The sequence below is a fragment of the Pseudomonas sp. GM60 genome, assembly GCF_000282415.1.
In the GTDB taxonomy this organism is placed as follows: domain Bacteria; phylum Pseudomonadota; class Gammaproteobacteria; order Pseudomonadales; family Pseudomonadaceae; genus Aquipseudomonas; species Aquipseudomonas migulae.
On sequence record NZ_AKJI01000029.1, the window covers coordinates 28,300 to 50,319 of the forward strand.

At 60.7% G+C, this 22,020-nt stretch carries 21 protein-coding genes; 13 read left to right on the forward strand and 8 right to left on the reverse strand.

What is annotated here, in order from left to right:
* Positions 1–103: 103 nt before the first annotated feature.
* Complete coding sequence (locus tag PMI32_RS23025) at positions 104–2,515, reverse strand: penicillin acylase family protein (protein ID WP_008026049.1); 2,412 nt, start codon at positions 2,513–2,515, stop codon at positions 104–106.
* A 107-nt stretch (positions 2,516–2,622) separates the two neighbouring features.
* Entirely contained in the window at positions 2,623–3,204 is a 582-nt protein-coding gene (locus PMI32_RS23020) for a DUF6436 domain-containing protein (protein ID WP_008026051.1), read from the reverse strand.
* 97 nt (positions 3,205–3,301) lie between these two features.
* On the opposite strand from PMI32_RS23020, the gene bipL reads away from it, so the two are divergent.
* Positions 3,302–4,249 (forward strand): phospholipase BipL, encoded by a 948-nt coding sequence (bipL, locus tag PMI32_RS23015; protein ID WP_008026053.1) that lies wholly within the window; start codon positions 3,302–3,304, stop codon positions 4,247–4,249.
* 105 nt (positions 4,250–4,354) lie between these two features.
* On the opposite strand, the gene PMI32_RS23010 is transcribed toward bipL, so the two are convergent.
* Positions 4,355–5,107, reverse strand: a complete 753-nt coding sequence (locus tag PMI32_RS23010) for a DUF2059 domain-containing protein (protein WP_008026055.1) — start codon at positions 5,105–5,107, stop codon at positions 4,355–4,357.
* A gap of 108 nt (positions 5,108–5,215) precedes the next feature.
* Here PMI32_RS23010 and PMI32_RS23005 point away from each other — a divergent pair, with 108 nt between their 5' ends.
* Both PMI32_RS23005 and PMI32_RS23000 read left to right on the forward strand, forming a co-directional pair.
* The gene (locus PMI32_RS23005) at positions 5,216–5,848 is read left to right on the forward strand and encodes a 2OG-Fe(II) oxygenase (protein ID WP_008026057.1); all 633 of its coding nucleotides are present in this window, start codon (positions 5,216–5,218) and stop codon (positions 5,846–5,848) included.
* A gap of 2 nt (positions 5,849–5,850) precedes the next feature.
* Positions 5,851–6,330 (forward strand): 2-thiouracil desulfurase family protein, encoded by a 480-nt coding sequence (locus tag PMI32_RS23000; RefSeq protein WP_008026059.1) that lies wholly within the window; start codon positions 5,851–5,853, stop codon positions 6,328–6,330.
* A 127-nt stretch (positions 6,331–6,457) separates the two neighbouring features.
* Here the strand turns inward: PMI32_RS23000 and PMI32_RS22995 are convergent, their stop codons facing one another.
* Positions 6,458–7,042, reverse strand: a complete 585-nt coding sequence (locus PMI32_RS22995) for a transporter substrate-binding domain-containing protein (protein ID WP_008026062.1) — start codon at positions 7,040–7,042, stop codon at positions 6,458–6,460.
* A gap of 136 nt (positions 7,043–7,178) precedes the next feature.
* Between PMI32_RS22995 and PMI32_RS22990 the strand changes: the two genes are divergently transcribed.
* Positions 7,179–7,604, forward strand: a complete 426-nt coding sequence (locus tag PMI32_RS22990; protein ID WP_008026064.1) for a DUF4399 domain-containing protein — start codon at positions 7,179–7,181, stop codon at positions 7,602–7,604.
* Between the two features lie 62 nt (positions 7,605–7,666).
* On the opposite strand, the gene serA is transcribed toward PMI32_RS22990, so the two are convergent.
* Entirely contained in the window at positions 7,667–8,896 is a 1,230-nt protein-coding gene (gene serA, locus PMI32_RS22985) for a phosphoglycerate dehydrogenase (protein WP_008026067.1), read from the reverse strand.
* A gap of 203 nt (positions 8,897–9,099) precedes the next feature.
* Between serA and PMI32_RS22980 the strand changes: the two genes are divergently transcribed.
* The 4 genes from PMI32_RS22980 to PMI32_RS22965 all read left to right on the forward strand — a co-directional run bounded on the left by PMI32_RS22980 (position 9,100) and on the right by PMI32_RS22965 (position 13,446).
* A complete protein-coding gene (locus PMI32_RS22980) occupies positions 9,100–10,494 on the forward strand; it encodes a D-2-hydroxyglutarate dehydrogenase (RefSeq protein WP_032828611.1) in 1,395 nt (464 codons plus the stop codon).
* 37 nt (positions 10,495–10,531) lie between these two features.
* Entirely contained in the window at positions 10,532–11,197 is a 666-nt protein-coding gene (locus PMI32_RS22975) for a fumarylacetoacetate hydrolase family protein (RefSeq protein WP_008026071.1), read from the forward strand.
* A 245-nt stretch (positions 11,198–11,442) separates the two neighbouring features.
* Positions 11,443–12,372 (forward strand): SdiA-regulated domain-containing protein, encoded by a 930-nt coding sequence (locus PMI32_RS22970; protein WP_008026073.1) that lies wholly within the window; start codon positions 11,443–11,445, stop codon positions 12,370–12,372.
* A 156-nt stretch (positions 12,373–12,528) separates the two neighbouring features.
* Positions 12,529–13,446, forward strand: coding sequence for an SdiA-regulated domain-containing protein (locus PMI32_RS22965; protein ID WP_008026075.1), 918 nt, complete (start codon positions 12,529–12,531; stop codon positions 13,444–13,446).
* A gap of 123 nt (positions 13,447–13,569) precedes the next feature.
* Here PMI32_RS22965 and rpiA read toward each other — a convergent pair whose 3' ends face one another.
* Positions 13,570–14,244: a ribose-5-phosphate isomerase RpiA gene (gene rpiA, locus PMI32_RS22960; RefSeq protein ID WP_008026076.1), complete on the reverse strand. Its 675-nt coding sequence runs from the start codon at positions 14,242–14,244 to the stop codon at positions 13,570–13,572.
* Between the two features lie 302 nt (positions 14,245–14,546).
* Here rpiA and ilvA point away from each other — a divergent pair, with 302 nt between their 5' ends.
* Positions 14,547–16,061, forward strand: a complete 1,515-nt coding sequence (gene ilvA / locus PMI32_RS22955; protein WP_008026079.1) for a threonine ammonia-lyase, biosynthetic — start codon at positions 14,547–14,549, stop codon at positions 16,059–16,061.
* A gap of 39 nt (positions 16,062–16,100) precedes the next feature.
* Positions 16,101–16,526 (forward strand): DUF2269 domain-containing protein, encoded by a 426-nt coding sequence (locus PMI32_RS22950; protein WP_008026082.1) that lies wholly within the window; start codon positions 16,101–16,103, stop codon positions 16,524–16,526.
* Positions 16,527–16,619: 93 nt separating this feature from the next.
* On the opposite strand, the gene PMI32_RS22945 is transcribed toward PMI32_RS22950, so the two are convergent.
* Positions 16,620–17,276, reverse strand: coding sequence for a histidinol-phosphatase (locus tag PMI32_RS22945; protein ID WP_008026084.1), 657 nt, complete (start codon positions 17,274–17,276; stop codon positions 16,620–16,622).
* A gap of 143 nt (positions 17,277–17,419) precedes the next feature.
* Between PMI32_RS22945 and PMI32_RS22940 the strand changes: the two genes are divergently transcribed.
* Positions 17,420–17,899 carry an RNA pyrophosphohydrolase gene (locus tag PMI32_RS22940; RefSeq protein ID WP_007897732.1) on the forward strand — a complete coding sequence of 160 codons (480 nt, stop codon included), beginning with the start codon at positions 17,420–17,422 and terminating at the stop codon, positions 17,897–17,899.
* Between the two features lie 22 nt (positions 17,900–17,921).
* Positions 17,922–20,201, forward strand: a complete 2,280-nt coding sequence (ptsP, locus tag PMI32_RS22935) for a phosphoenolpyruvate--protein phosphotransferase (protein WP_008026086.1) — start codon at positions 17,922–17,924, stop codon at positions 20,199–20,201.
* Positions 20,202–20,304: 103 nt separating this feature from the next.
* On the opposite strand, the gene PMI32_RS22930 is transcribed toward ptsP, so the two are convergent.
* Entirely contained in the window at positions 20,305–21,051 is a 747-nt protein-coding gene (locus tag PMI32_RS22930) for an NRDE family protein (RefSeq protein WP_008026088.1), read from the reverse strand.
* 120 nt (positions 21,052–21,171) lie between these two features.
* Here PMI32_RS22930 and PMI32_RS22925 point away from each other — a divergent pair, with 120 nt between their 5' ends.
* Positions 21,172–21,954, forward strand: a complete 783-nt coding sequence (locus PMI32_RS22925; protein WP_008026089.1) for a sulfite exporter TauE/SafE family protein — start codon at positions 21,172–21,174, stop codon at positions 21,952–21,954.
* The last annotated feature ends 66 nt before the right edge of the window (positions 21,955–22,020 follow it).

The window sequence follows — 22,020 nt, forward strand, 5'->3', positions numbered from 1 at the left end:
GGTCAGTCAGGGCCTCTTCGCGGGCAAGCCTCGCTCCTACAGGAATAGGTCACTTGTAGGAGCGAGGCTTGCCCGCGAAGGCGTCAGCCCGGCCAACAAAAATCTAAGGCACAGCCCGCGCCGGCAACAGCTTCAACGTACTCCGCGTATTCGCCGTCACCTCTTCATCATTGAGATGCGCCTGGAAGTACACCCCTTCGACGTACGCCTCAGCCTGATCATCAAAATGCCGGTCAAACGGCACGCCACTCTGGCCCACCGGGTTGACGGTCAGGCTGTGCGCCGGGTCGGCGAAGTCGATCAGGCGTCGGGTCGACGGCCCATAAGTCACCGGCCATGGCGCCGGGCCGATCTTGGCCGAGAGGTTATTTGGCACCTCGTGAGTGCCCAGTGCCGCGAACGGGCCGACATTGAAAATCCGGTCCAGCGGCTTCTGTTGCCCTAGCGGATGACCATGGGTCAGCGTATGCGCCTTGCCCCACTGCCATTGCGCGAAGTCCGCACTCAGCGTGCTCTTGAGGTGCGCGAGGCTCGCTTGCCACGCCACCTTGACCGTGTCGGCGCGGGTTTCCTTGCCGAGGGTGTTGCGGTTGTCCCACCACGGTGAGTCGGCGTTCGCGGCCAGGCGCGGCAGCGCAGCGTCGATCACCCGAGTCGAGAGCAGCGTCTCGAAGAAGTCGTTGCCCAGCTCATCGTGCATCGTCGCGTCAGCGAGGTTGAACAGAAACTGGTTGAACAGCGTGGCACTGGTGGAATCCAGCGGGTAGTCGCCTGTCCACTGGGCCAGTTGTTCCACCAATTTCAGTTCGGCGGGATCGCTCACCACCTCACGCAGCACTGGTAACAACGGCGTGAGCAAACGCGGGCCGTAGGCGGTGGTGGTGCCCAGTTGCAGCTTCTGGCTGGCCTCCAGATCCCACTTCACGGCCTTGTCGCTGAGCTGGCGATTGAGCTGCTGCCCGCGATCGGCGAGGTTGTAGTAACCGGGAATCTCCATGCCGATCGGCGACACGGGCTGGAAGTTGGCCGAAACAATGTAGCCCCGCGCCGGGTTCTCTTCCTGCGGGTTGGCGCTGAACGGGTAGAAGCCGTCCTTGTCCGCTTCGGCGCTGCTGCCGTCGAGGATGAACCACGGCCGCACACCCGCCGGACGCTTAGGCAGTTGCGCCGCCGCCCACCAGCCGATGTCGCCCTTGGCGTTGGCCCAGACGATGTTCAGCCCCGGCGCCTGGACCTTGGCGGCGGCACTGCGCGCCTTGGCCAGGGTGTCGGCACGGTTGAGCTGGTAGAAACCTTCGAGGATCGGGTTCTGGCTTTCGAGAAACCCCCACCACATGGCAATCGGTGTTTTACCGACGCTGTTGCCCAGCGCATCGTTGACGATCGGCCCGTGTGGCGACTGGCGCAGCAGCAACTTCACCGGCGGCTGCCCCTTGACCGCGATCTGCTGTTCGCTGGTGACCATGTCCACCCACTTGCCGCGATACCAGACCTGGTTGGCGTTGTCCGGGTTGACCTTCTCGGCGATCAGATCGAGGTCGTCGTTCTGGAACATGGTGATGCTCCAGCCGAAGTCGCGGTTCATCCCCAGTGAGGCGAACGGCATCAACGCCTGATAATGACCGTAGAGCTCGAAGCCCGGCGCCGAGAGCTGCGCTTCGTACCACACCGACGGCGCGGAGAAGCGGATGTGCGGATCGCCCGCCAGCAACGGCTTGCCGCTTTTGGTCCGATTGCCCGCGACCACCCAGGCGTTGCTGCCCTCGAACTGTGGCAAACCGTTGTCGGCCAGCGCCTGTTCGCTCAGGCGGGCGAGGGCGTTGAGGTCTTTCCAGTCGGCGCTGGCGAGAGGCGGCGGGGTGCTGCTGTGATTGTTCGCCAGCACGCCTTTGGACTGCCAGTCGAGATCGAAAACGTTCAGGTACTCGGCACCCAGTTGATCGCGCACGTAGGTCAGCAAGGGTTCGGTGCGAAATGCCGCGGCAAAACTGTAGGCCATGTAACCGGCGATGCTGATAGTGTCCTGCGCGGTGAACGGGCGTTTTGGAATGCCCAGTACATCGAACTCCGCAGGTTTTGCATGGCTGTCCTGATACTGGTTGATACCGTCCAGATAGGCTTGCATGGCGATGAAGGCCGGCGACTGCTTATCCATGTTCGCCAGGTAGGTTTCGGCGCGTTCGCGAATGCGCAGGCTGCGCATCAGCTTGTCGGTGTCGAGCAGTTTCGGGCCCAGCACTTCGGCCAGTTCACCACGGGCCAGGCGGCGCAATACTTCCATCTGAAACAGCCGGTCCTGGGCGTGCACATAGCCGAGGGCGCGGTACAGGTCGGTTTCGTTTTCGGCGCGGATGTGCGGGATGCCGCGTTCGTCGTAACGGACGGTGACGGAGCCTTGCAAGTGTTGCAGCTCGACCATGCCCTGGCGCGTCGGTTGCTTGCTGTAGATGTACCCGCCGGCACCTGTGGCGAGCGCGACTATCAGCAGTGCGAGAACGGTCAGGCTACGTTTCATGGTGACTCCTTGTTGTTATTAGTGGCAGCAGTTCCCTGGCGCCACTGTTTAACACGGCTTGCCGAATCGGCCCATCGCCCTTAGGAGGGATTCGCGTCTGCGCGGTCTTACTGCTTTGTGTCGGCGGGCCACGGGCAGTAACACCCGACGGCCAGTGTGTGCGTGGCGTTGACTGTGCGGCCCGCGTTTAACGCTTGTAGGATCGGCTCAATGAAGCTGTTGTTCGAATTACAGGTCAGGCCTTCGCTGTAAGGGCCGAAGTAGGCCAGTTTGCCGCTGCGGTCCCAGATCGCCACGGCCGGGCTGGCCGGGATCTGTTCGGAGCCCGGGAGGACGGTGATGGTTTTCAGGCTGCTCAGCGTGCTCGGCAACTGGCCGTGGCTGCCGGGTTTTTGTACCGCATAAAACTCGACGCCTTGCGGCACATACTGCTCGACCAGTTCGCTCAGGTGTTGTTGATTGCCGACGTTGCACGGGCAGGCCGGGTCCCAGAAGTGCACCAGGCGAATGGCGCCGGGGCCGGCGAGGTTGTCGGGCAGGTGCAACGGGTCACCGGAAAACACCGCCGTGTGTTCGCTGAACGCTCGCAGGTAGCGTCCTTGAAACCAGTCGTACGCCGCCCATAAAACACCGGCGCACACGAGGGCGAGCAGGCAGGCAAGCAGTGGGGTGCGGTAGGGCGAACGCATGAGTGTCGATCCTCGAAGGTCGCCCAGCTTGCCATGCTTGCCGCGACAGATGAATATCGCAGGCTTATAAAGTCCGCTTCGTGCTCTGGAATCGCCCATGTCCGCCACTTTCGCCCCCGATCATTTGCGTGCCAGCCTGCGGCCCCTGGCCGAGTGGCAGCCGCTGTCCGAAGAGGCGCAGGCATACCAGCGGTTCTACGGGCTGGATTTTCCGGGGCGTCAGTTGCGCAGGGGCCTGGGGCGTTTTGAGGTGGATGCTTATGACGTGGTCGGCCAGGTGTGGTGGCCGGAGCGGGCGAAGGCGACGCTGTTTGTGTTCCACGGTTTCTACGATCACACCGGGCTCTACCGGCACGTGATCGAGTGGGCGCTGAATCAGGATTTCGCGGTGATTGCCTGCGACTTGCCGGGGCATGGTCTATCCAGCGGCGAGCGCGCGAGCATCAACGATTTCGCCGAGTATCAGGACACGCTGCAAGGGCTGTTCGCCGAGGCGAAATCCCTCGATCTGCCGCAGCCGTGGCACCTGTGCGGTCAAAGTACCGGTGGCGCCATCGTGATCGACCATGTGCTCAACGAAGGGGCGGGCAGTCCGGCCCAGGGCCAGGTGATCCTGTTGTCGCCGCTGGTGAGGCCGCGCGCCTGGGGCTGGTCGCAGCTCAGTTATTACCTGCTCAAGCCGTTCGTCAAAGCCATCGCCCGACGTTTCAGCGAGAACTCCAACGACCCGGATTTCCTGCCGTTCCTGCAAGCCGACCCGCTGCAACCGCTACGCTTGCCGACGGCCTGGGTTGGGGCGCTGGCACGCTGGATCAAACGCATCGAAGCCGCGCCGGACAGCACTCGACGGCCGCTGATCGTGCAGGGGCAGGCGGACATGACGGTGGATTGGCAGCACAATCTTGAGGTGTTGAAGGCCAAGTTCGATCGGCCTCAGGTGTTGATGTTGCCTGAGGCGCGGCATCATTTGGCGAATGAGACGGTGGCGTTGCGCGGGGAGTATTTCGGGTTTTTGACGAAGCGGATCAAGGGCCGGAATCTTTAGTGATTGTTCCGGCCTCTTCGCGGGCAAGCCTCGCTCCTACAAGTCATGCGTGAATCCTGTAGGAGCGAGGCTTGCCCGCGAAGGCGTCCTGTCAGACACCAAAGATTACTGGCTCAGGTTCGAAGGGGTTTGCCCCACCGCCAACCCCGCCCGAATCGCTGCCAACGCCGCCTGGTAATACGCCTTGCCTTCTGCCGACTCGGCAAACGTGGCGAACTCTTCCAGCTCGTCATCCGACAGATCGCGATAGACATACAGCAACGTGTTGTTGAGGTCGCTGCCGATCTGGTCCATCAAGCGCTGACGCTGACCGTTCAACAGCCCCTGGGCCTGACCGCCACCGAGCAGGCCGGGGATCATCGAACTCAGGCTGTCGGCCGCGACGCCGGCAATCGCCAGGCTGACTTCCGCACCGGCCTCCCGCGCGGGCAAGGCCTGGGCGAGGTGACCGATGATCAGCGTGCGGCTGTCGCTGGCCTGAATCTTCGGCAGGCCTTTGGCGTTCTTCGCCAGTTGATCGCGACGGGTCGCCAGCAACTCGGCGGCGACGATCTTCTTGCCCAGCGGCGACTGGAAAAAAGCCAGTGCAGGTTTAGGATCGGCCAGGGTTTTGCGCAATTGCGCTTCGGCGCGCTGGTCCACGGCCTGCGGGGCAAAGCGCTGATTGCTGTTGTTCACCAGCGCCTGAAACACGGCGGGCGGCAGGCTGTTCTGGTAGCGCTGCTGAGCGGTTGAAAGGGCATCACTGAAATGCGCGCGTTGTTCTGGCCAGCCGGCGACCTTGTACAACTGGTCGTGGCCGTCTGCCCAAGCGGGCAAAACGCAGAACATCATCAGTGAGAAAAGCAAACGGCGCATAGGGACTCCTGTCAGCAGGCGACTATTCTCCGTGTGGCATAGGGACTTGTCGAGAATTCGTATCAAGCCGCCGCGCGGCTCTGTCGGATTTTCCGGCACAGGAATACTATGCGCGCCATGCCAATACCCTCTGATCACCCGCTGCTGTTACGTATCGTCGACGACCTGGCCGAACGCGGCTGGTCGCAGCAGAACATTTTCCTGCCCTTGGGTCTGACCCAAGAACTGGCGGCTGAGTGCCGTAAACGTGCCGCCGAGGGTGAATTGGCCCCGGCCGCCGTAGGCCGCGGGCCGACATCGGAGATTCGCGAGGGAATTCGCGGCGACCGAATCCAGTGGATCGAGCCGGGTCAGGCCTTGGCTTGCGACAACTATCTGCAGTTGATGGACAGCCTGCGCGAGGCATTGAATCGCGGGTTGTATCTGGGCCTCGAAGACTTTGAAAGCCATTTCGCGATGTACCCACCCGGCGCTTTCTACCTCAAGCATGTCGACCGCTTCCGCGACGATGATCGGCGCATGGTCTCGGCGGTGGTCTACCTCAACGACGCCTGGTTGCCGGAGCACGGCGGTCAGTTGCGCATGTACCTCAAGGAAGGCGTCGAATACGATGTGGTGCCCACCGGCGGATGCCTGGTGGTGTTCCTGTCGGGCGAAGTGCCCCACGAAGTCCTGCCCGCGACCCGCGATCGCCTGTCGTTGACCGGCTGGTTCCGGCGTCGTGGCAACGAGCCGTTCTGATCATGCAGAAAATTCTGGTAAGTCGCTGTCTGCTCGGCCACCGCGTGCGATACGACGGCGGTGCCAGCGGGCCGTTCGATCAGCTTCAACAGTGGGTCGACGAAGGTCGCGTCGTGCCGTTGTGTCCGGAAGTTGCCGGTGGCTTGCCGACGCCACGGGCGGCGGCGGAGATTCCGGGCGGGCAGGGCAGTGAAGTGCTGGAGGGGCAGGCGGCGGTGATTACCACCGAGGGCGAGGATGTCAGCGCGCAGTTTCTGAGCGGTGCCTACCAGGCGCTGGAGCTGGTACAGAAACACAACATCCGCATCGCCGTGCTCAAGGCCAACAGCCCGTCGTGCGGCAACCTGTTGACCTATGACGGCACGTTCAGCGGCGTGAAAGTCAGCGGCGAAGGCGTGACGGCGGCGTTGCTCAAGCGCCATGGCGTGCAGGTCTTCAGCGAACTGGAACTGGCTGAAGCCGCCGCCGCACTGCGGCTCTAAACGCAAATCCCTGTAGGAGCCGGCTTGCCGGCGATAGCGGTATAACAGTCAATATAGGTTTTGAATGTTACGGCCTCATCGCCGGCAAGCCGGCTCCTACAAGGGATCGCGGTGGTTGTCGGTGGCCTTAGGGTTTCGGCATCTCGGCGGCATCCGGCCCAAACCATTTTTTCTCCAGTGCCTCCAGTCGCCCATCCGCCTTTATCCGCTGCAACGCGTTCTCCAGGCTGGCATGAAACGCCGGGTTCCCTTTCTGAAACGGAATGGCCAGGTTCTCGGCCGGGGCGGCTTTCGGCTTTTCTTGCGTCAGCGACTGCACCAACAGGATTGAACGCGGCTCTTCTTTCTGCGCGATCAAATGCGCATCGGTGTGAATGTAAGGTTCGCTGAAGTCGAAACGATCCTTGAGCGCCGGAGTCTCTGTTATGTGATTGATGGCGATGTCGTACTTGCCGCTTTCAACGCCGGTCAACAGATCGCTGGAATCGGTCACGACGAAGTCGGCCCTTACATCCAGTTCATTGGCCAGCAGTTGGCCTAGCTCGACTTCGAAGCCCGAGAGTTGGCCATCGTCCTTGAAATTGAAGGGTGGTGTATTAGCCTCAAGGGCAATGCGCAACTCACCGCGGTCGTTTACATCGTCAATCAGTTCGGCATGAACCAAAGGGCTCAAAAGGGGTAGCAGGCAGATCAGGCCAGGCAAAAAGCGCATGGTCACTCCTTTGAATACATTTATCGCGATGCGCTGGTTCAGGCTCGCTTTGCTATGGTTGTCGAGTGCCTTCGACAACGAATGGCCGTGAAGTTGTCATGGTCACGCGGATTTTACGAAAAAACTGGAGAAGAGAATGAAAACCTTTATGTCACGTGCTGCGCTGGCTGGCCTGCTGATGGGTGTTTCGGTGCTGGCCAGTGCGGCTACACCGGCACCCAAGGGTGCTGAAGTGTCCATCGTTTCTCCTGAAGACGGTGCGACGGTCCCGCAGACTGTCGTCGTCAAGTTCGCTGTCGAGAACATTGCGCTGGCCCCGGCGGGTGATCCCACCAAGAACACCGGTCATCACCACTTGTTGATCGATGTCGATGAGTTGCCAGCCGCCGGTGCGCCGATCCCCAAAGATGCCAACCACCAGCATTTCGGCAACGCGCAGACTCAGGCTGAAGTAACGCTGACGCCCGGCAAGCACACCTTGCAACTCGAGCTTGGCGATAGCAACCACATGCCGTTCGATCCGCCGATCCTCTCCGAGAAAATCACCGTCAACGTTAAGTAACGTTAGTCGCGCCCAAGAAAAAGGAGACCCGAAGGTCTCCTTTTTTGTCGCTCAAGTCGCTATCAGAACAACACACGGCTACGGATGGTGCCGTTGACGTGTTGCAGCTTCTGTTGCGCCAGGTCCGAGTACTCGGCGTCTACGTCGATCACCACGTAGCCGACTTTCTCGTTGGTCTGCAGGAACTGACCGGAGATGTTGATGCCGTTTTCGGCGAAGACCTTGTTGATCTCGCTCATCACACCCGGAATGTTCTCGTGGATGTGCAGCAGACGGTGCTTGCCAGGGTGAGCCGGCAGGGCCACTTCCGGGAAGTTCACGGACGATACCGACGTACCGTTGTCGCTGTACTTGACCAGTTTCTCGGCCACTTCCAGACCGATGTTGGCTTGCGCTTCAGCGGTGGAACCACCGATGTGCGGGGTCAGGATCACGTTGTCCAGGCCACGCAGCGGGCTTTCGAACTCTTCGTCGTTGGAGCGTGGCTCCACCGGGAAGACGTCGATGGCCGCGCCGATCAGGTGCTTGTCCTTGATCGCGTCTGCCAGGGCTTGCAGTTCGACCACCGTGCCGCGAGCGGCGTTGATCAGGATGCCGCCCTTTTTGATGGCGCGGATTTCCTTCTCGCCGATCATCCACTGGGTCGCAGCGGTTTCCGGAACGTGCAGGGTGACGATGTCGGACATGCCCAGCAGCTCGTGCAGGTTGCCGACCTGGGTCGCGTTACCCAGAGGCAGCTTGGTCACGGTGTCGTAGAAGTACACCTGCATGCCCAGGCCTTCAGCCAGGACCGACAGTTGCGTACCGATCGAGCCATAACCGACGATGCCGAGCTTCTTGCCACGGATTTCGAAGGAGTTGGCCGCGCTCTTGATCCAGCCGCCACGGTGGCAGGAAGCGTTCTTCTCAGGGATGCCGCGCAGCAACAGGATCGCTTCGGCCAGCACCAGCTCGGCAACGGAGCGAGTGTTGGAGTACGGAGCGTTGAACACTGCGATGCCGCGTTCGCGGGCAGCGTTCAGGTCAACCTGGTTGGTGCCGATGCAGAAACAACCTACAGCGACGAGCTTCTTCGCGTGATCGAAGATCTCTTCGGTCAGTTGAGTGCGGGAGCGAATGCCGATGAAGTGAGCATCAGCGATCTTTTCCTTCAGCTGGGCTTCCGGCAGAGAACCCGTGAGGTACTCGATGCTGGTGTAGCCCGCCGACTTGAGAACGTCGACAGCCGATTGGTGGACGCCTTCGAGAAGAAGGAACTTGATCTTGCTCTTATCGAGAGAAGTCTTGCTCATCTGCGTAAACCTGTATCCCGGAGAAAAATGGCAGGAAATGGTCAACAGACGCTGACCCCGACGGCACGACAGCCGTCGCCGCAGAACAGCCGTTGGGCACTATCCTGCGGGGTCGGTATGCTAGCATAAGCGCCCCGCAAACACTCATTCCTGCGACGTGAAGCGTTCTCAGGATGACCATGAATTGTTCGAGAGTTCTGTCGATGACCAATCCTGCCCTGATTGATGAACTGAAGACCCTGGTCGAGCCTGGCAAGGTACTGACCGATGCCGACTCCCTGAACGCTTACGGCAAGGATTGGACCAAGCATTTCGCCCCGGCCCCGACCGCCATCGTGTTCCCGAAGACCACCGAACAGGTCCAGGCCATCGTTTTGTGGGCCAATAAACACAAGGTGGCGCTGGTGCCGTCCGGCGGGCGCACCGGGCTTTCTGCCGCTGCGGTGGCCGCCAATGGCGAAGTGGTCGTGTCCTTCGACTATATGAACCAGATCCTCGACGTGAACCTCACCGACCGCACCGCCGTGTGCCAGCCGGGCGTCGTGACCGAGCATTTGCAGAACGTCGCCGAAGAAAAAGGCCTGTACTACCCGGTGGACTTCGCTTCCGCAGGATCGAGTCAGATTGGCGGCAATATCGGCACCAATGCCGGCGGGATCAAGGTGATTCGCTACGGCATGACCCGTAACTGGGTCGCTGGCATGAAAGTGGTCACCGGCAAGGGTGACGTGCTGGAACTGAACCGCGACCTGATCAAGAACGCCACCGGCTACGACATGCGTCAGCTGTTCATCGGCGCTGAAGGCACCCTCGGTTTTGTGGTCGAAGCGACCATGCGTCTGGACCGGGCGCCGAAAAACCTCACCGCGATGGTGCTTGGCACTGCCGATTTCGACTCGATCATGCCGGTATTGCACGCGTTCCAGAGCAAACTTGACCTGACCGCGTTCGAATTCTTCTCCGACAAAGCCCTGGCCAAGGTCATGGGGCGCGGTGACGTGCCGGCGCCGTTTGAAACCGACTGCCCGTTCTACGCGCTGCTGGAATTCGAAGCGACCACTGAAGAAGTGGCCAACCACGCGCTGGAAACCTTCGAGCATTGCGTGGAGCAGGGCTGGGTGCTGGATGGCGTGATGAGCCAGAGCGAAACCCAGCTGCAAAACCTTTGGAAACTGCGCGAATACATTTCCGAAACCATCTCCCACTGGACGCCGTACAAAAACGACATTTCGGTCACTGTGTCGAAAGTCCCGGCATTCCTGAAGGAAATCGATGCGATCGTCGGCGAACACTACCCGGACTTCGAAATCGTCTGGTTCGGCCACATCGGTGACGGCAACCTGCACTTGAACATCCTCAAGCCGGATGACCTGAGCAAGGACGAGTTCTTCGCCAAGTGCGCAACCGTGAACAAGTGGGTGTTCGAAACTGTCGAGAAGTACAACGGCTCGATTTCCGCCGAACACGGCGTGGGCATGACCAAGCGTGACTACTTGACCTACAGCCGCTCCCCGGTTGAGATCGAGTACATGAAAGCGGTCAAAGCGGTGTTCGATCCGAACGGCATCATGAACCCGGGCAAGATTTTCGCTGTTTGATTTTCGAACTTAAGCGCTACGAACCAGGAGTCGGTCAATGAGCTATCAGCACCAGTATGTCGACGGTACACGCATCCACTTCCCATTGGGCAAAGTGGTTTGCATCGGCCGCAACTACGCCGAACACGCCAAGGAACTGGACAACCCGGTGCCAACGGAGCCCCTGCTGTTCATCAAGCCAGGCAGCTGCGTCGTGCCGCTGGAAGGCGGTTTCAGCATTCCGACCGAGCGCGGTTCAGTGCACTACGAGGCCGAAATCGCGGTGTTGATCGGCAAGCCTTTGTCGACCAAGCCAAGCCGTGAAGAGGTCCTTGATGCTATTTCCGGCTTCGCTCCAGCGCTGGACCTGACCCTGCGTGACAAGCAGGCAGAACTGAAGTCCAAAGGCCTGCCGTGGGAAATCGCCAAGTCCTTCGACGGTGCGGCAGTGATTGCCCCGTTCGTATCCGGCAGCACCTTTGCCGACCTGACCGACATCGGCATCCGCCTGACCATCAACGGCGAAGTGCGCCAGGACGGCAACAGCAGCGCGATGCTCAACCCGATCGTGCCAATGATCCAGCACATGGCCGGCTGCTTTTCGCTGCAGGCTGGCGACGTGATCCTGACTGGCACGCCGGTCGGTGTCGGCCCGCTGAATGTGGGTGACGAAATCGTTCTGGAACTGCCAGGCGCGAGCAGCTTCACCAGCAGCGTCCGCTAACACACCCCCTGTAGAAGCCGGCTTGCCGGCGATGAGGCCATCACATTCAACATTTATGCTGAATGTTCCACCGCCATCGCCGGCAAGCCGGCTCCTACAGGGGGGATTTAGTTGCCCGTAAAGGGCAATCCCGCCATTTCCCGTTTTTTTCACATCTTGTCTGGATAATTCCCGGGTTTCTGGCGTCTGAGCCGGTCCCAATTGTGCTATTACCCTTAGCCTGAATTTCTGGAACGCATCCCCCGATGGCCATTCAATCGCTGCCCACGCTTAAAACTGCCCGTCGCCCGCGCTTTTTCATGCGTTGGTATGCCTGGCTTTTGCTGGTCGCGGCCGCCGCGTATGGCCTCGCCTTTGCCATGCATTGGGATGATCGCGGGGTGCTTTGGGTGCTGGAGCGTTTCGAAAGCCCGGCTGAACGCCAGGAAAGTATCTGGCTTCCGGATTACCGGGCGGTGATCGATGCCAAGTTGCTGCCAGGGATGGAAAAGGACGAAGCGTCCGACCTGGCCTACAACCCGCAAACCAAAACCCTGTTCTCGGTGATGGGCAAAAACCCGTTCCTGGTCGAGCTGGACCTGCAGGGTGAAGTGCTGCGCAAAATGCCCTTGGTGGGCTGGAGCAACCCGGAAGGCGTGACGGTCATGGGCAACGGTCTGCTGGCCATTGTCGATGAGCGTGAGCATCTGCTGACCATCGTCAAGGTCGACGCTGATACCCGCGAGCTGAACATCGCCAACTTCCCCAAGTACGACCTCGGCCCGTCGAAAGACCAGAACAAAGCGTTCGAAGCGGTCGTCTGGGATGCGCACAATCAACACATGCTGCTGGGTGAGGAGCGTCCACCGGCGCTGTTTACCTGGAAAAGCGCCGACGGCCTGACACTCACCGGCGACAAGCAGAAGCTGGCCAGTGACGCGCTGGACATCCGCAACCTGTCGGCCTTGGCCATCGACCCGCGCACCGGCCATACGCTGGTGTTGTCCGCCGATTCCCACTTGCTGCTGGAGCTGGACGAGAAGGGCGAGCAGGTCAGTTTCATGACCTTGCTGGGTGGTTTCAATGGCCTGAAGAAGACCATTCCCCGCGCCGAAGGCGTGACCATGGACGAGGCGGGCACGCTGTATATGGTGAGCGAGCCGAACCTGTTCTACCGATTCGAGAAGCAGCGCTGATTCGCGAGCTTGATTCGCGAGCTTGGTCCGCGAGCTTGATCTGCGAATGTGTAGGAAACACGACGCTCAGTTGTAGGGCCAACCCAACGGCCTTTAAGCTTCAATTCAGACTGCCGTGGTATTTCATCCGCCCGTCCTGATTCCGAGCTTGCCTGAATGCGCCGACTTGCCCGCCCCAAACCCCTGATCCTGATTTTCTCGGTGATCGCGCTGACCGTGCTGGTTGCGTTCGGCCAACACCTGCGGCTATTCGAGCGGGCCTGGTTCAATCTGCATACGCTTTGGCAGGCCGAGAGTGCCCGGTCGATCGGGCTGGATCACTATCAGGTTGTCATTGAGGGCCGGGTCATCGAAGGCCTGGACGACGATGTGTCAGCGCTGACCTTCGATCCGGTCCGCAAAAGCCTGTTCACCGTCACCAATAAAAATTCCGAATTGATCGAGCTGTCGCTTGAAGGCCAGATCCTTCAGCGCATCGCGCTGGTCGGCTTCGGTGATCCGGAAGCGGTGGAATTCATCAGCGCCGACACTTACGTCATCACCGACGAGCGTCAGCAGCGGCTGATCAAGATTCATCTGGAGAAGGACACGACGTTCCTCGATGCGGCGGATGCCGAACAGATAACCCTCGGCGTGCACATGAGCAGCAACAAGGGTTTTGAAGGCCTGGCCTACGATTCGGTGGGCAAGCGGCTGTTTGTCGCCAAGGAGCGCGACCCGATGCTGATCTATGAAGTGCAGGGCTTTCCGCATTACAACCCGGAAAAATCCTATGCGGTGCACGTGGTCAACAACCCCAAGCGCGATGCCGGGATGTTTGTGCGAGACCTGTCGAGCCTGCAATACGACGAGCGCAGCGGTCACCTGTTGGCGCTGTCCGACGAGTCGCGACTGATTCTGGAACTGGATGTGGACGGGCGTCCGCTGAGCACCATGTCACTGAACAAGGGGCGTCAGGGGTTGCAGAAGACGGTGCCGCAAGCGGAAGGGATCGCCATGGATGACGACGGCACGATGTACCTGGTGAGCGAGCCGAACCTGTTCTACGTCTTCAAGAAACCACCACAACCCTAAAACATAAACACAACCCCTGTAGGAGCCGGCTTGCCGGCGATAAGGCCGTGACATTCAACATCTATGTTGACTGTTACGCCGCTATCGCCAGCAAGCTGGCTCCTACAGGGTTTTGCGTCTGGCTTACTGCGCGCGCAGGGTTTTGACGCCTTCGCTGGTGCCCAGCAACAGCAGGTCCGCAGGACGCGCCGCGAACAAACCGTTGGTCACCACGCCGACGATCGCATTGATCTGCGTCTCCAGCTCCACCGGGTTGGTGATCTGCATGTTGAACACATCCAGAATGATGTTGCCGTTGTCAGTCAGCACGCCTTCACGGTAAACCGGGTCGCCGCCGAGCTTCACCAGCTCGCGGGCCACGTGGCTGCGGGCCATCGGGATCACTTCGACCGGCAGCGGGAACGCGCCGAGCACCGGCACCAGTTTGCTGCCATCGGCGATGCAGATGAAGGTCTTGGCCACGGCCGCAACGATCTTCTCGCGGGTCAGGGCTGCGCCGCCGCCCTTGATCAGGTTCAGGTGCTCGTCGCTTTCGTCGGCGCCGTCGACGTAGAACTCCAGGTCGCTGACGGTATTCAGCTCATACACCGGAATACCGTGGCCCTTGAGGCGTGCGGCGGTGGCTTCGGAACTGGCGACTGCGCCGTCGAAGGCGCCTTTGTGTTGCGCCAGTGCATCGATGAAGCAGTTGGCGGTGGAGCCGGTGCCGACCCCGACGATGCTCTTGTCGTCGAGTTTCGGGAGGATGAAGTCGACGGCGGCCTGGGCCACTGCCTGTTTGAGTTGATCCTGGGTCATGCGGGCTCCGAAGTGCCGAAGAGGGGGAACGAAAGCCCGGCATTATAGGCCCCGGGACGGGGAAGGTCATTGCCCGATTGGCGGACCGCCACCGTGACCTGTAGGAGCGAGGCTTGCCCGCGAAAGCGTTCTTACTGCCAACATTTATTCTGGATGTGCCGGCCTCTTCGCGGGCAAGCCTCGCTCCTACAGGTCCTTGACCCCTTCCGGGGAGGGTAAAACCACCTGTTTAGTGTGGTCGCACGCCCGAAAGCCGGGTTAGACTCCTTGGCCCTGCCCAACCCGCTCAGTGATGCTTTCCGATGCTCGAACAGTACGTCAAAAAGATCCTCACCTCGCGCGTTTATGACGTTGCCGTAGAAACCCCATTGCAGACTGCCCGCCAGCTCTCCGAGCGGCTGGGCAACAGTATTTTGCTCAAGCGTGAAGACTTGCAGCCGGTGTTCTCGTTCAAGATTCGTGGGGCCTACAACAAGCTCACGCAGTTGAGCGATGAAGAACGCGCGCGCGGCGTCGTGACGGCTTCGGCCGGTAATCACGCGCAGGGCCTGGCCCTGGCGGCGAAAGTGCTCGGCGTGAAAGCCACCATCGTCATGCCCAAGACCACCCCGGAAATCAAAGTCGAAGGTGTGCGTTCCCGTGGTGGCAAAGTGGTGCTGCACGGGGATTCGTTCCCGGAAGCCCTGGCTTACTCGCTGAAACTGGTCGACGAAAAAGGCTACGTCTACATTCACCCGTACGACGATCCCCACACCATTGCCGGGCAGGGCACGGTGGCCATGGAGATTCTGCGCCAGCACCCTGGGCGTCTGGATGCGATCTTCGTTCCGGTCGGCGGCGGCGGGCTGATCGCCGGTATCGCGGCGTACGTGAAATACCTGCGCCCGGAAATCAAGATCATCGGCGTCGAGCCGGACGACTCCAATTGTCTGCAAGCCGCCATGGCCGCCGGCGAGCGCGTGGTGCTGCCGACCGTGGGCCTCTTCGCCGACGGCGTCGCGGTCGCTCAGATTGGTCAGTACACGTTCGACATCTGCAAAGACTATGTCGATGAAGTGATCACGGTCAGCACCGACGAGATCTGCGCGGCGATCAAGGATATCTACGACGATACCCGCTCGATCACTGAACCTGCCGGCGCCCTGGGCGTGGCCGGGATCAAGAAATACGTCGAGCAGCACGCTGTCACCGGGCACACCTTTGTGGCCATCGATTCTGGCGCCAACGTCAACTTCGACCGCTTGCGCCACGTCGCCGAACGCGCCGAGCTGGGCGAGGGCCGCGAAGCCATCATCGCCGTGACCATCCCCGAGAAGCCGGGCAGCTTCAAGGCGTTCTGCGAAGCCATCGGCAAGCGCCAGATCACCGAATTCAACTACCGCTACAACACCGGCAGCGAAGCGCACATCTTCGTTGGCGTGCAGACGCACCCGGAAAACGATCCGCGCAGTGCGCTGCTTGCCAGCCTGACCGAGCAGGGTTTCCCGGTGCTGGACCTGACCGACAACGAACTGGCCAAGTTGCACATTCGGCACATGGTCGGTGGCCGCGCGGCCCAGGTGGTTGATGAAGTGGTGCTGCGCTTTGAATTTCCAGAGCGACCGGGCGCGCTGTTCAACTTCCTCAGCAAGCTCGGCGGGCGCTGGAACATCTCGATGTTCCACTACCGCAACCACGGCGCGGCAGACGGTCGTGTGGTCGCAGGGCTGCAAGTGCCTCACGAGGAGCGTCATCTGGTGCCGGCGGCGCTGGAAGAAATCGGCTACCCGTACTGGGACGAAAGCGACAACCCGGCCTATCAGCTGTTTCTTGGCTGAGCGGCTACGCTGATGGGCAGGTCATAAGGAAGTCGAACAATGGAAACGTTAACCGCCCTGAAAGTGGCGCACATGGTGGCGACGGTTGTGCTGCTGGTCTGTGCGCTGGGCCTGGGGATCTGGGTCTGGCGAACTCGGCGTAATGGCGACGCGACGGCGGGCAGCCGCACGTTGCAAAGGCCTCGGGTGTTCATCTGGCTGCTGATGGGGCTGGCACTGTTGAGCATGCCGTTCACCGGCTGGTGGATGGTGCATCTGGTGGGCTGGCCGTTGGGGCAGACGTGGTTGCTGGCGTCGAGTGTGCTTTACACCGTTGCGGCGTTGGCGTGGTTTTGGTTGTTGGTGCGGCTGAATAAGTTACGCAAGGCGCCGGCGGGGAACGGCAAGTTTACCTTCGCCCTGGCGTTGTTCAGCTTCGTCTGCTTTATCGCCATTGCCGGGTTGATGGGTGCCAAGCCTGTTTAACGCTTGAAACCGAGTCGACCCAATCGGGAGCAGGCTCACTCCTACAGGGGAACGCATTCCAATGTAGGAGTGAGCCTGCTCGCGAAGGCGATTTCAGTCACGCAACGAAATCACCGGCCAGCCACGTTTCTCGGCCTCGGCACGCAAATTCGGGTCCGGATCAACCGCCACCGGATTCGCCACCTGTTCCAGCAACGGAAAATCATTCATCGAGTCGCTGTAGAAGTAACTGTCTTCCAGCGAATGCCCGCTTTCTTCCAGCCAACGATTAAGCCGAGTCACCTTGCCTTCGCGGAAGCACGGCACGTCGGTGCTGCGCCCGGTGTAGCGGCCATCGACCATCTCGCACTCGGTGGCGATCAGGGTTTCAACGCCCAAGCGCTCGGCAATCGGACCTGTGACGAAGCGGTTGGTCGCGGTGATGATCACCAGTTTGTCGCCGGCATCGCGGTGCTTCTTCAGCAGCTCAAGTCCCTTGGGCAGCACGATCGGTTCGATGCAGTCGCGCATGTAATCGCTGTGCCACTGATCCAGCGTGGCCATTTCGGTGCGGCCGAGCACTTCCAGGCAAAAGTTCAGGTAGGCGGCGTTATCCAGCTTGCCGGCCAGGTAATCCTGATAGAACTCGTCGTTGCGTGTCTTGTAGGCGACGGCGTCGAGGAAGCCGCGTTCGCACAGGTAATCACCCCAGGCGTGGTCACTGTCGCCGCCCAAAAGGGTGTTGTCCAAGTCGAATAAAGCCAGGCGCATTGCAGTTACTCGCTGAAAAGTCTGTAGAAAGGCGCCCAGAATACGGACTTTTCACAAGAGTGCACATAAGGTTGGCCGGCTCGTTGCTGCCTTCACAACCTTTGTGGAACAATGCGGCGACATGCGTTTGCGAGGTTGTTGCCGTGATCGACCCCGATGGTTTCCGCCCCAATGTCGGGATCATTCTCACGAATGATGCCGGACAGGTGCTATGGGCTCGCCGTATCAATCAAGATGCCTGGCAGTTTCCACAGGGTGGTATCAACCCCCAGGAGACGCCGGAAGACGCCTTGTACCGCGAGTTGAACGAAGAAGTGGGTCTGGAGCGTGAAGATGTTGAAATTCTCGCCTGCACCCGGGGCTGGTTGCGCTATCGTTTGCCGCAACGTCTGGTCCGTACCCACAGCCAACCGCTGTGCATCGGCCAGAAACAGAAATGGTTTCTCCTGCGCCTGATCTCCAACGAGCAGCGGGTGCGGATGGATTTGACCGGTAAACCGGAATTCGATGGCTGGCGCTGGGTCAGTTATTGGTATCCGTTGGGCCAGGTGGTGACATTCAAGCGCGAGGTGTATCGACGCGCTCTCAAAGAGCTTGCCCCGCGCCTTTTAGCGCGCGACTGACGACGGAGTTCGACCCCGAGCCATGCTCAATACGCTGCGCAAGATCGTCCAGGAAGTTAACTCCGCCAAGGATCTCAAGGCGGCGTTGGGGATTATTGTGTTGCGCGTCAAAGAGGCCATGGGCAGCCAGGTCTGCTCGGTCTACCTGCTTGACCCCGAGACCAACCGCTTCGTGCTGATGGCGACCGAGGGCTTGAACAAGCGCTCGATCGGCAAAGTCAGCATGGCACCCAACGAAGGTCTGGTCGGCCTGGTCGGCACGCGTGAAGAACCCCTGAACCTCGAAAACGCCGCGGATCACCCGCGCTACCGCTACTTCGCCGAGACCGGTGAAGAGCGCTACGCCTCATTCCTCGGGGCACCGATCATCCACCACCGTCGCGTTGTCGGCGTGTTGGTCATTCAGCAGAAAGAACGCCGCCAGTTCGATGAAGGTGAAGAAGCCTTCCTCGTGACCATGAGCGCGCAACTCGCCGGGGTTATCGCTCACGCCGAGGCCACCGGTTCGATCCGAGGCCTGGGCCGTCAGGGCAAAGGCATCCAGGAAGCCAAGTTCATCGGCGTGCCGGGCTCGCCGGGCGCGGCGGTCGGTACGGCGGTGGTCATGCTGCCACCGGCCGATCTGGACGTGGTGCCGGACAAGACCATCAGCGACATCGACGCCGAACTGGCGTTGTTCAAGACCGCCATCGAAGGCGTGCGCGCCGACATGCGTGCGTTGTCGGCCAAACTGGCCTCGCAGTTGCGCCCCGAAGAGCGCGCCCTGTTCGACGTCTACCTGATGATGCTCGCCGATGAGGCGCTCGGCAGCGAAGTCACCACCGTGATCAAGACCGGTCAGTGGGCCCAGGGCGCGCTGCGCCAGGTGGTCACTGAGCACGTCAACCGTTTCGAATTGATGGACGACGCCTACCTGCGTGAGCGCGCATCGGACGTCAAGGACCTTGGTCGCCGTCTGCTCGCTTACTTGCAGGAAGAGCGTCAGCAGAACCTGGTCTACCCGGAAAAAACCATTCTGGTCAGCGAAGAACTGACGCCGGCGATGCTCGGCGAGGTGCCGGAAGGCACGCTGGTCGGTCTGGTTTCAGTTCTCGGTTCAGGTAACTCCCACGTCGCGATCCTCGCCCGGGCGATGGGCATCCCGACGGTGATGGGTCTGGTCGACCTGCCTTATGCCAAGGTCGACGGCATCGAATTGATCGTCGACGGCAACCGCGGCGAGGTCTACACCAACCCCAGCGATGTGCTGCGCAAGCAGTTCGCCGAGGTGGTGGAAGAAGAGAAACAACTGGCGCTCGGTCTCGATTCCCTGCGCGACCTGCCGTGCGTGACCCTCGATGGTCACCGCATGCCGCTGTGGGTCAACACCGGCCTGCTGGCGGACGTGGCGCGGGCGCAAAAGCGCGGCGCCGAAGGTGTCGGTCTTTATCGCACCGAAGTGCCGTTCATGATCAACCAGCGCTTCCCGAGCGAAAAAGAGCAGCTGGCGATCTATCGCGAACAGCTCGCCGCGTTCCACCCGCAACCGGTGACCATGCGCAGCCTGGACATCGGCGGCGACAAGTCGCTGTCGTACTTTCCGATCAAGGAAGACAACCCGTTCCTCGGTTGGCGCGGCATTCGCGTCACCCTCGACCACCCGGAAATCTTCCTGGTGCAGACCCGCGCGATGCTCAAGGCCAGCGAAGGCCTGAACAATCTGCGGATTCTGTTGCCGATGATCTCCGGCACCCACGAACTCGAAGAAGCCTTGCACCTGATTCACCGGGCGTGGGGCGAAGTCCGCGACGAAGGCACCGACGTGCCGATGCCGCCGATTGGCGTGATGATCGAAATTCCCGCGGCTGTTTATCAGACCAAGGAACTGGCGCGGCAAGTGGACTTCCTGTCGGTCGGTTCCAACGACCTGACCCAGTACCTGCTGGCCGTGGACCGCAACAACCCGCGAGTGGCCGACCTCTACGACTACCTGCACCCGGCGGTGCTTCAGGCGTTGCAGACCGTGGTGCGTGACGCCCATGCCGAAGGCAAGCCTGTGAGCATCTGCGGCGAGATGGCGGGTGATCCGGCGGCGGCGGTGCTGCTGATGGCGATGGGCTTTGACAGTTTGTCGATGAACGCCACCAACCTGCCGAAGGTGAAGTGGATGCTGCGTCAGATCAACCTGAGCAAGGCCAAGGAATTGCTCGCGGAGCTGATGACCATCGACAACCCGCAAGTTATCCACAGCTCGCTGCAACTGGCGCTGAAGAACCTTGGGTTGGCGAAGATGGTCAGCCCGGCTGCGGTCAAAGCCCTCTAAAACGCTGATGACCTCATCGCCGGCAAGCCGGCTCCTACAGGGAACGCGTAAATCCTGTAGGAGCCGGCTTGCCGGCGATGGCGTCCCCTGATACGCCAAAAATCTAAACCCTGATCTCCACTTCCCCAAGATGCCCGCCATACGGCCCGAAACTCCGTTCGACCATCAGCCGCGTCCCATCCGCCTGAACAATCAACGCCGTACTCGCCCGCGTCCCATAACTCTGGCTGGCAATAAACACACTCGACAACAACGACTCAGTCGCCAGACCCACCCCGGTATCCGGCAGCTCTGCAAAAGGCGCTGTCTGCGAATCACTGAGCAACGCCAATAACGCCTCAGGCTGCGGATCCTCCAGAACAGCTTCCAGCGCCGCTCGCGCCTTGAGCAACTTCGGCCACGGCGTATCCAGGCCAGCATTCGATAACCCATACACCCCGGCCGGCAGCAGCACCGCTTCAGACTCCCGGGCATTGAAGTGCCACAGTTCATTGGCATTGCCGATCAGCAGGTTAAAACCGGCATATTCGAGCGAACGTCCGACAACGTCGTCCAAATAATCATCTATCGGCATGTCGCCGCTGAGAAATCGCGCAACCAGTTCGCCTCGGGATTTTCGAGCGGCCGGTTGATGGGGATCGCGAATATTGGTCAGCGCCGCAAAGCGCCCGTTGGCGCCGACACCGAGCCAGGTGCCGCCAGCCTCCAGATCGCGACCGGCGTAGACGTGCGGTGCTTCGGGCCATTGCGCCAGGGGCAGGCTGGGCCGGGCATAGAATTCGTCGCGGTTGGCGGCGACGATCAGCGGCTGGGCGTGACCCGGGCGCCAGGCAAAGACAATCAGGCACATAAGGTGGTCCTTGTGTGTTTTTGCCCACTCTACGCAGTCATTGTGCGGGTATCCATCGCCATCCAGTGGAGCCGAAGGCCATGCATCCGTTACCATGCCGCTCTTCTTTGGGGGTCGTACATGGAATTTCTGCTCTATCTGGCGCTCGGCGCCTGTGCAGGCGTGCTGGCCGGCCTGTTCGGCGTCGGCGGCGGAATTATCATCGTGCCGGTGCTGGTGTTCAGTTTCACCTTGCAGGGTTTCGACGCCTCGATCCTGACGCATCTGGCGGTCGGCACATCCCTGGCTACGATCATCTTTACCTCGGTCAATGCTGTGCGCGAGCATCATCGCCGCGGTGCCGTGCGTTGGCCGATTTTTGCCTGGATGACCGTCGGCATCCTGCTCGGCGCCGGGTTCGGCGCGCTGACAGCCGAAGCGATCTCCGGGCCAAACCTGCAGAAAATCATCGGCGTATTTGCCCTGGTCATCGCCGTGCAGTTGATGCTGGACGTCAAGCCCAAGGCCAGCCGAACGGTGCCGGGTAAAGTCGGTCTGACCGTGGCTGGCAGTGTGATTGGCTGGGCGTCGGCGATTTTCGGGATTGGCGGCGGTTCGCTGACCGTGCCGTTCCTGACCTGGCGCAGCGTGCCGATGCAGCAAGCGGTGGCCACGTCCTCGGCGTGCGGTCTGCCCATCGCGCTGGCCAGTGCATTAAGTTTCATGATTCTGGGCTGGCACGATCCGTTGCTGCCGGCTCATAGTCTCGGTTTTATTTATTTGCCGGCGCTGCTGGGGATCGCCCTGACCAGCATGGTCTTCGCCCGCCTCGGTGCGCGACTGGCCCACAGCCTGTCGCCGAAGTTGCTGAAAAGACTGTTCGCCGCTTTGCTGTTCTGCGTGGGTTTGAATTTTCTGATCTGACGCACCGCACAATCCTGGCTTAATCCTGAGGTGGCAGCGTCGCCCGGGAATTTTGAAGCTTTCAAC

Coding starts and splice junctions, on each gene's coding strand:
- PMI32_RS23025 (WP_008026049.1), bottom strand. CDS start 2,515: ATGAAACGTAGCCTGACCGTTCTCGCACTGCTGATAGTCGCGCTCGCC.
- PMI32_RS23020 (WP_008026051.1), bottom strand. CDS start 3,204: ATGCGTTCGCCCTACCGCACCCCACTGCTTGCCTGCCTGCTCGCCCTC.
- bipL (WP_008026053.1), top strand. CDS start 3,302: ATGTCCGCCACTTTCGCCCCCGATCATTTGCGTGCCAGCCTGCGGCCC.
- PMI32_RS23010 (WP_008026055.1), bottom strand. CDS start 5,107: ATGCGCCGTTTGCTTTTCTCACTGATGATGTTCTGCGTTTTGCCCGCT.
- PMI32_RS23005 (WP_008026057.1), top strand. CDS start 5,216: ATGCGCGCCATGCCAATACCCTCTGATCACCCGCTGCTGTTACGTATC.
- PMI32_RS23000 (WP_008026059.1), top strand. CDS start 5,851: ATGCAGAAAATTCTGGTAAGTCGCTGTCTGCTCGGCCACCGCGTGCGA.
- PMI32_RS22995 (WP_008026062.1), bottom strand. CDS start 7,042: ATGCGCTTTTTGCCTGGCCTGATCTGCCTGCTACCCCTTTTGAGCCCT.
- PMI32_RS22990 (WP_008026064.1), top strand. CDS start 7,179: ATGAAAACCTTTATGTCACGTGCTGCGCTGGCTGGCCTGCTGATGGGT.
- serA (WP_008026067.1), bottom strand. CDS start 8,896: ATGAGCAAGACTTCTCTCGATAAGAGCAAGATCAAGTTCCTTCTTCTC.
- PMI32_RS22980 (WP_032828611.1), top strand. CDS start 9,100: ATGACCAATCCTGCCCTGATTGATGAACTGAAGACCCTGGTCGAGCCT.
- PMI32_RS22975 (WP_008026071.1), top strand. CDS start 10,532: ATGAGCTATCAGCACCAGTATGTCGACGGTACACGCATCCACTTCCCA.
- PMI32_RS22970 (WP_008026073.1), top strand. CDS start 11,443: ATGGCCATTCAATCGCTGCCCACGCTTAAAACTGCCCGTCGCCCGCGC.
- PMI32_RS22965 (WP_008026075.1), top strand. CDS start 12,529: ATGCGCCGACTTGCCCGCCCCAAACCCCTGATCCTGATTTTCTCGGTG.
- rpiA (WP_008026076.1), bottom strand. CDS start 14,244: ATGACCCAGGATCAACTCAAACAGGCAGTGGCCCAGGCCGCCGTCGAC.
- ilvA (WP_008026079.1), top strand. CDS start 14,547: ATGCTCGAACAGTACGTCAAAAAGATCCTCACCTCGCGCGTTTATGAC.
- PMI32_RS22950 (WP_008026082.1), top strand. CDS start 16,101: ATGGAAACGTTAACCGCCCTGAAAGTGGCGCACATGGTGGCGACGGTT.
- PMI32_RS22945 (WP_008026084.1), bottom strand. CDS start 17,276: ATGCGCCTGGCTTTATTCGACTTGGACAACACCCTTTTGGGCGGCGAC.
- ptsP (WP_008026086.1), top strand. CDS start 17,922: ATGCTCAATACGCTGCGCAAGATCGTCCAGGAAGTTAACTCCGCCAAG.
- PMI32_RS22930 (WP_008026088.1), bottom strand. CDS start 21,051: ATGTGCCTGATTGTCTTTGCCTGGCGCCCGGGTCACGCCCAGCCGCTG.
- PMI32_RS22925 (WP_008026089.1), top strand. CDS start 21,172: ATGGAATTTCTGCTCTATCTGGCGCTCGGCGCCTGTGCAGGCGTGCTG.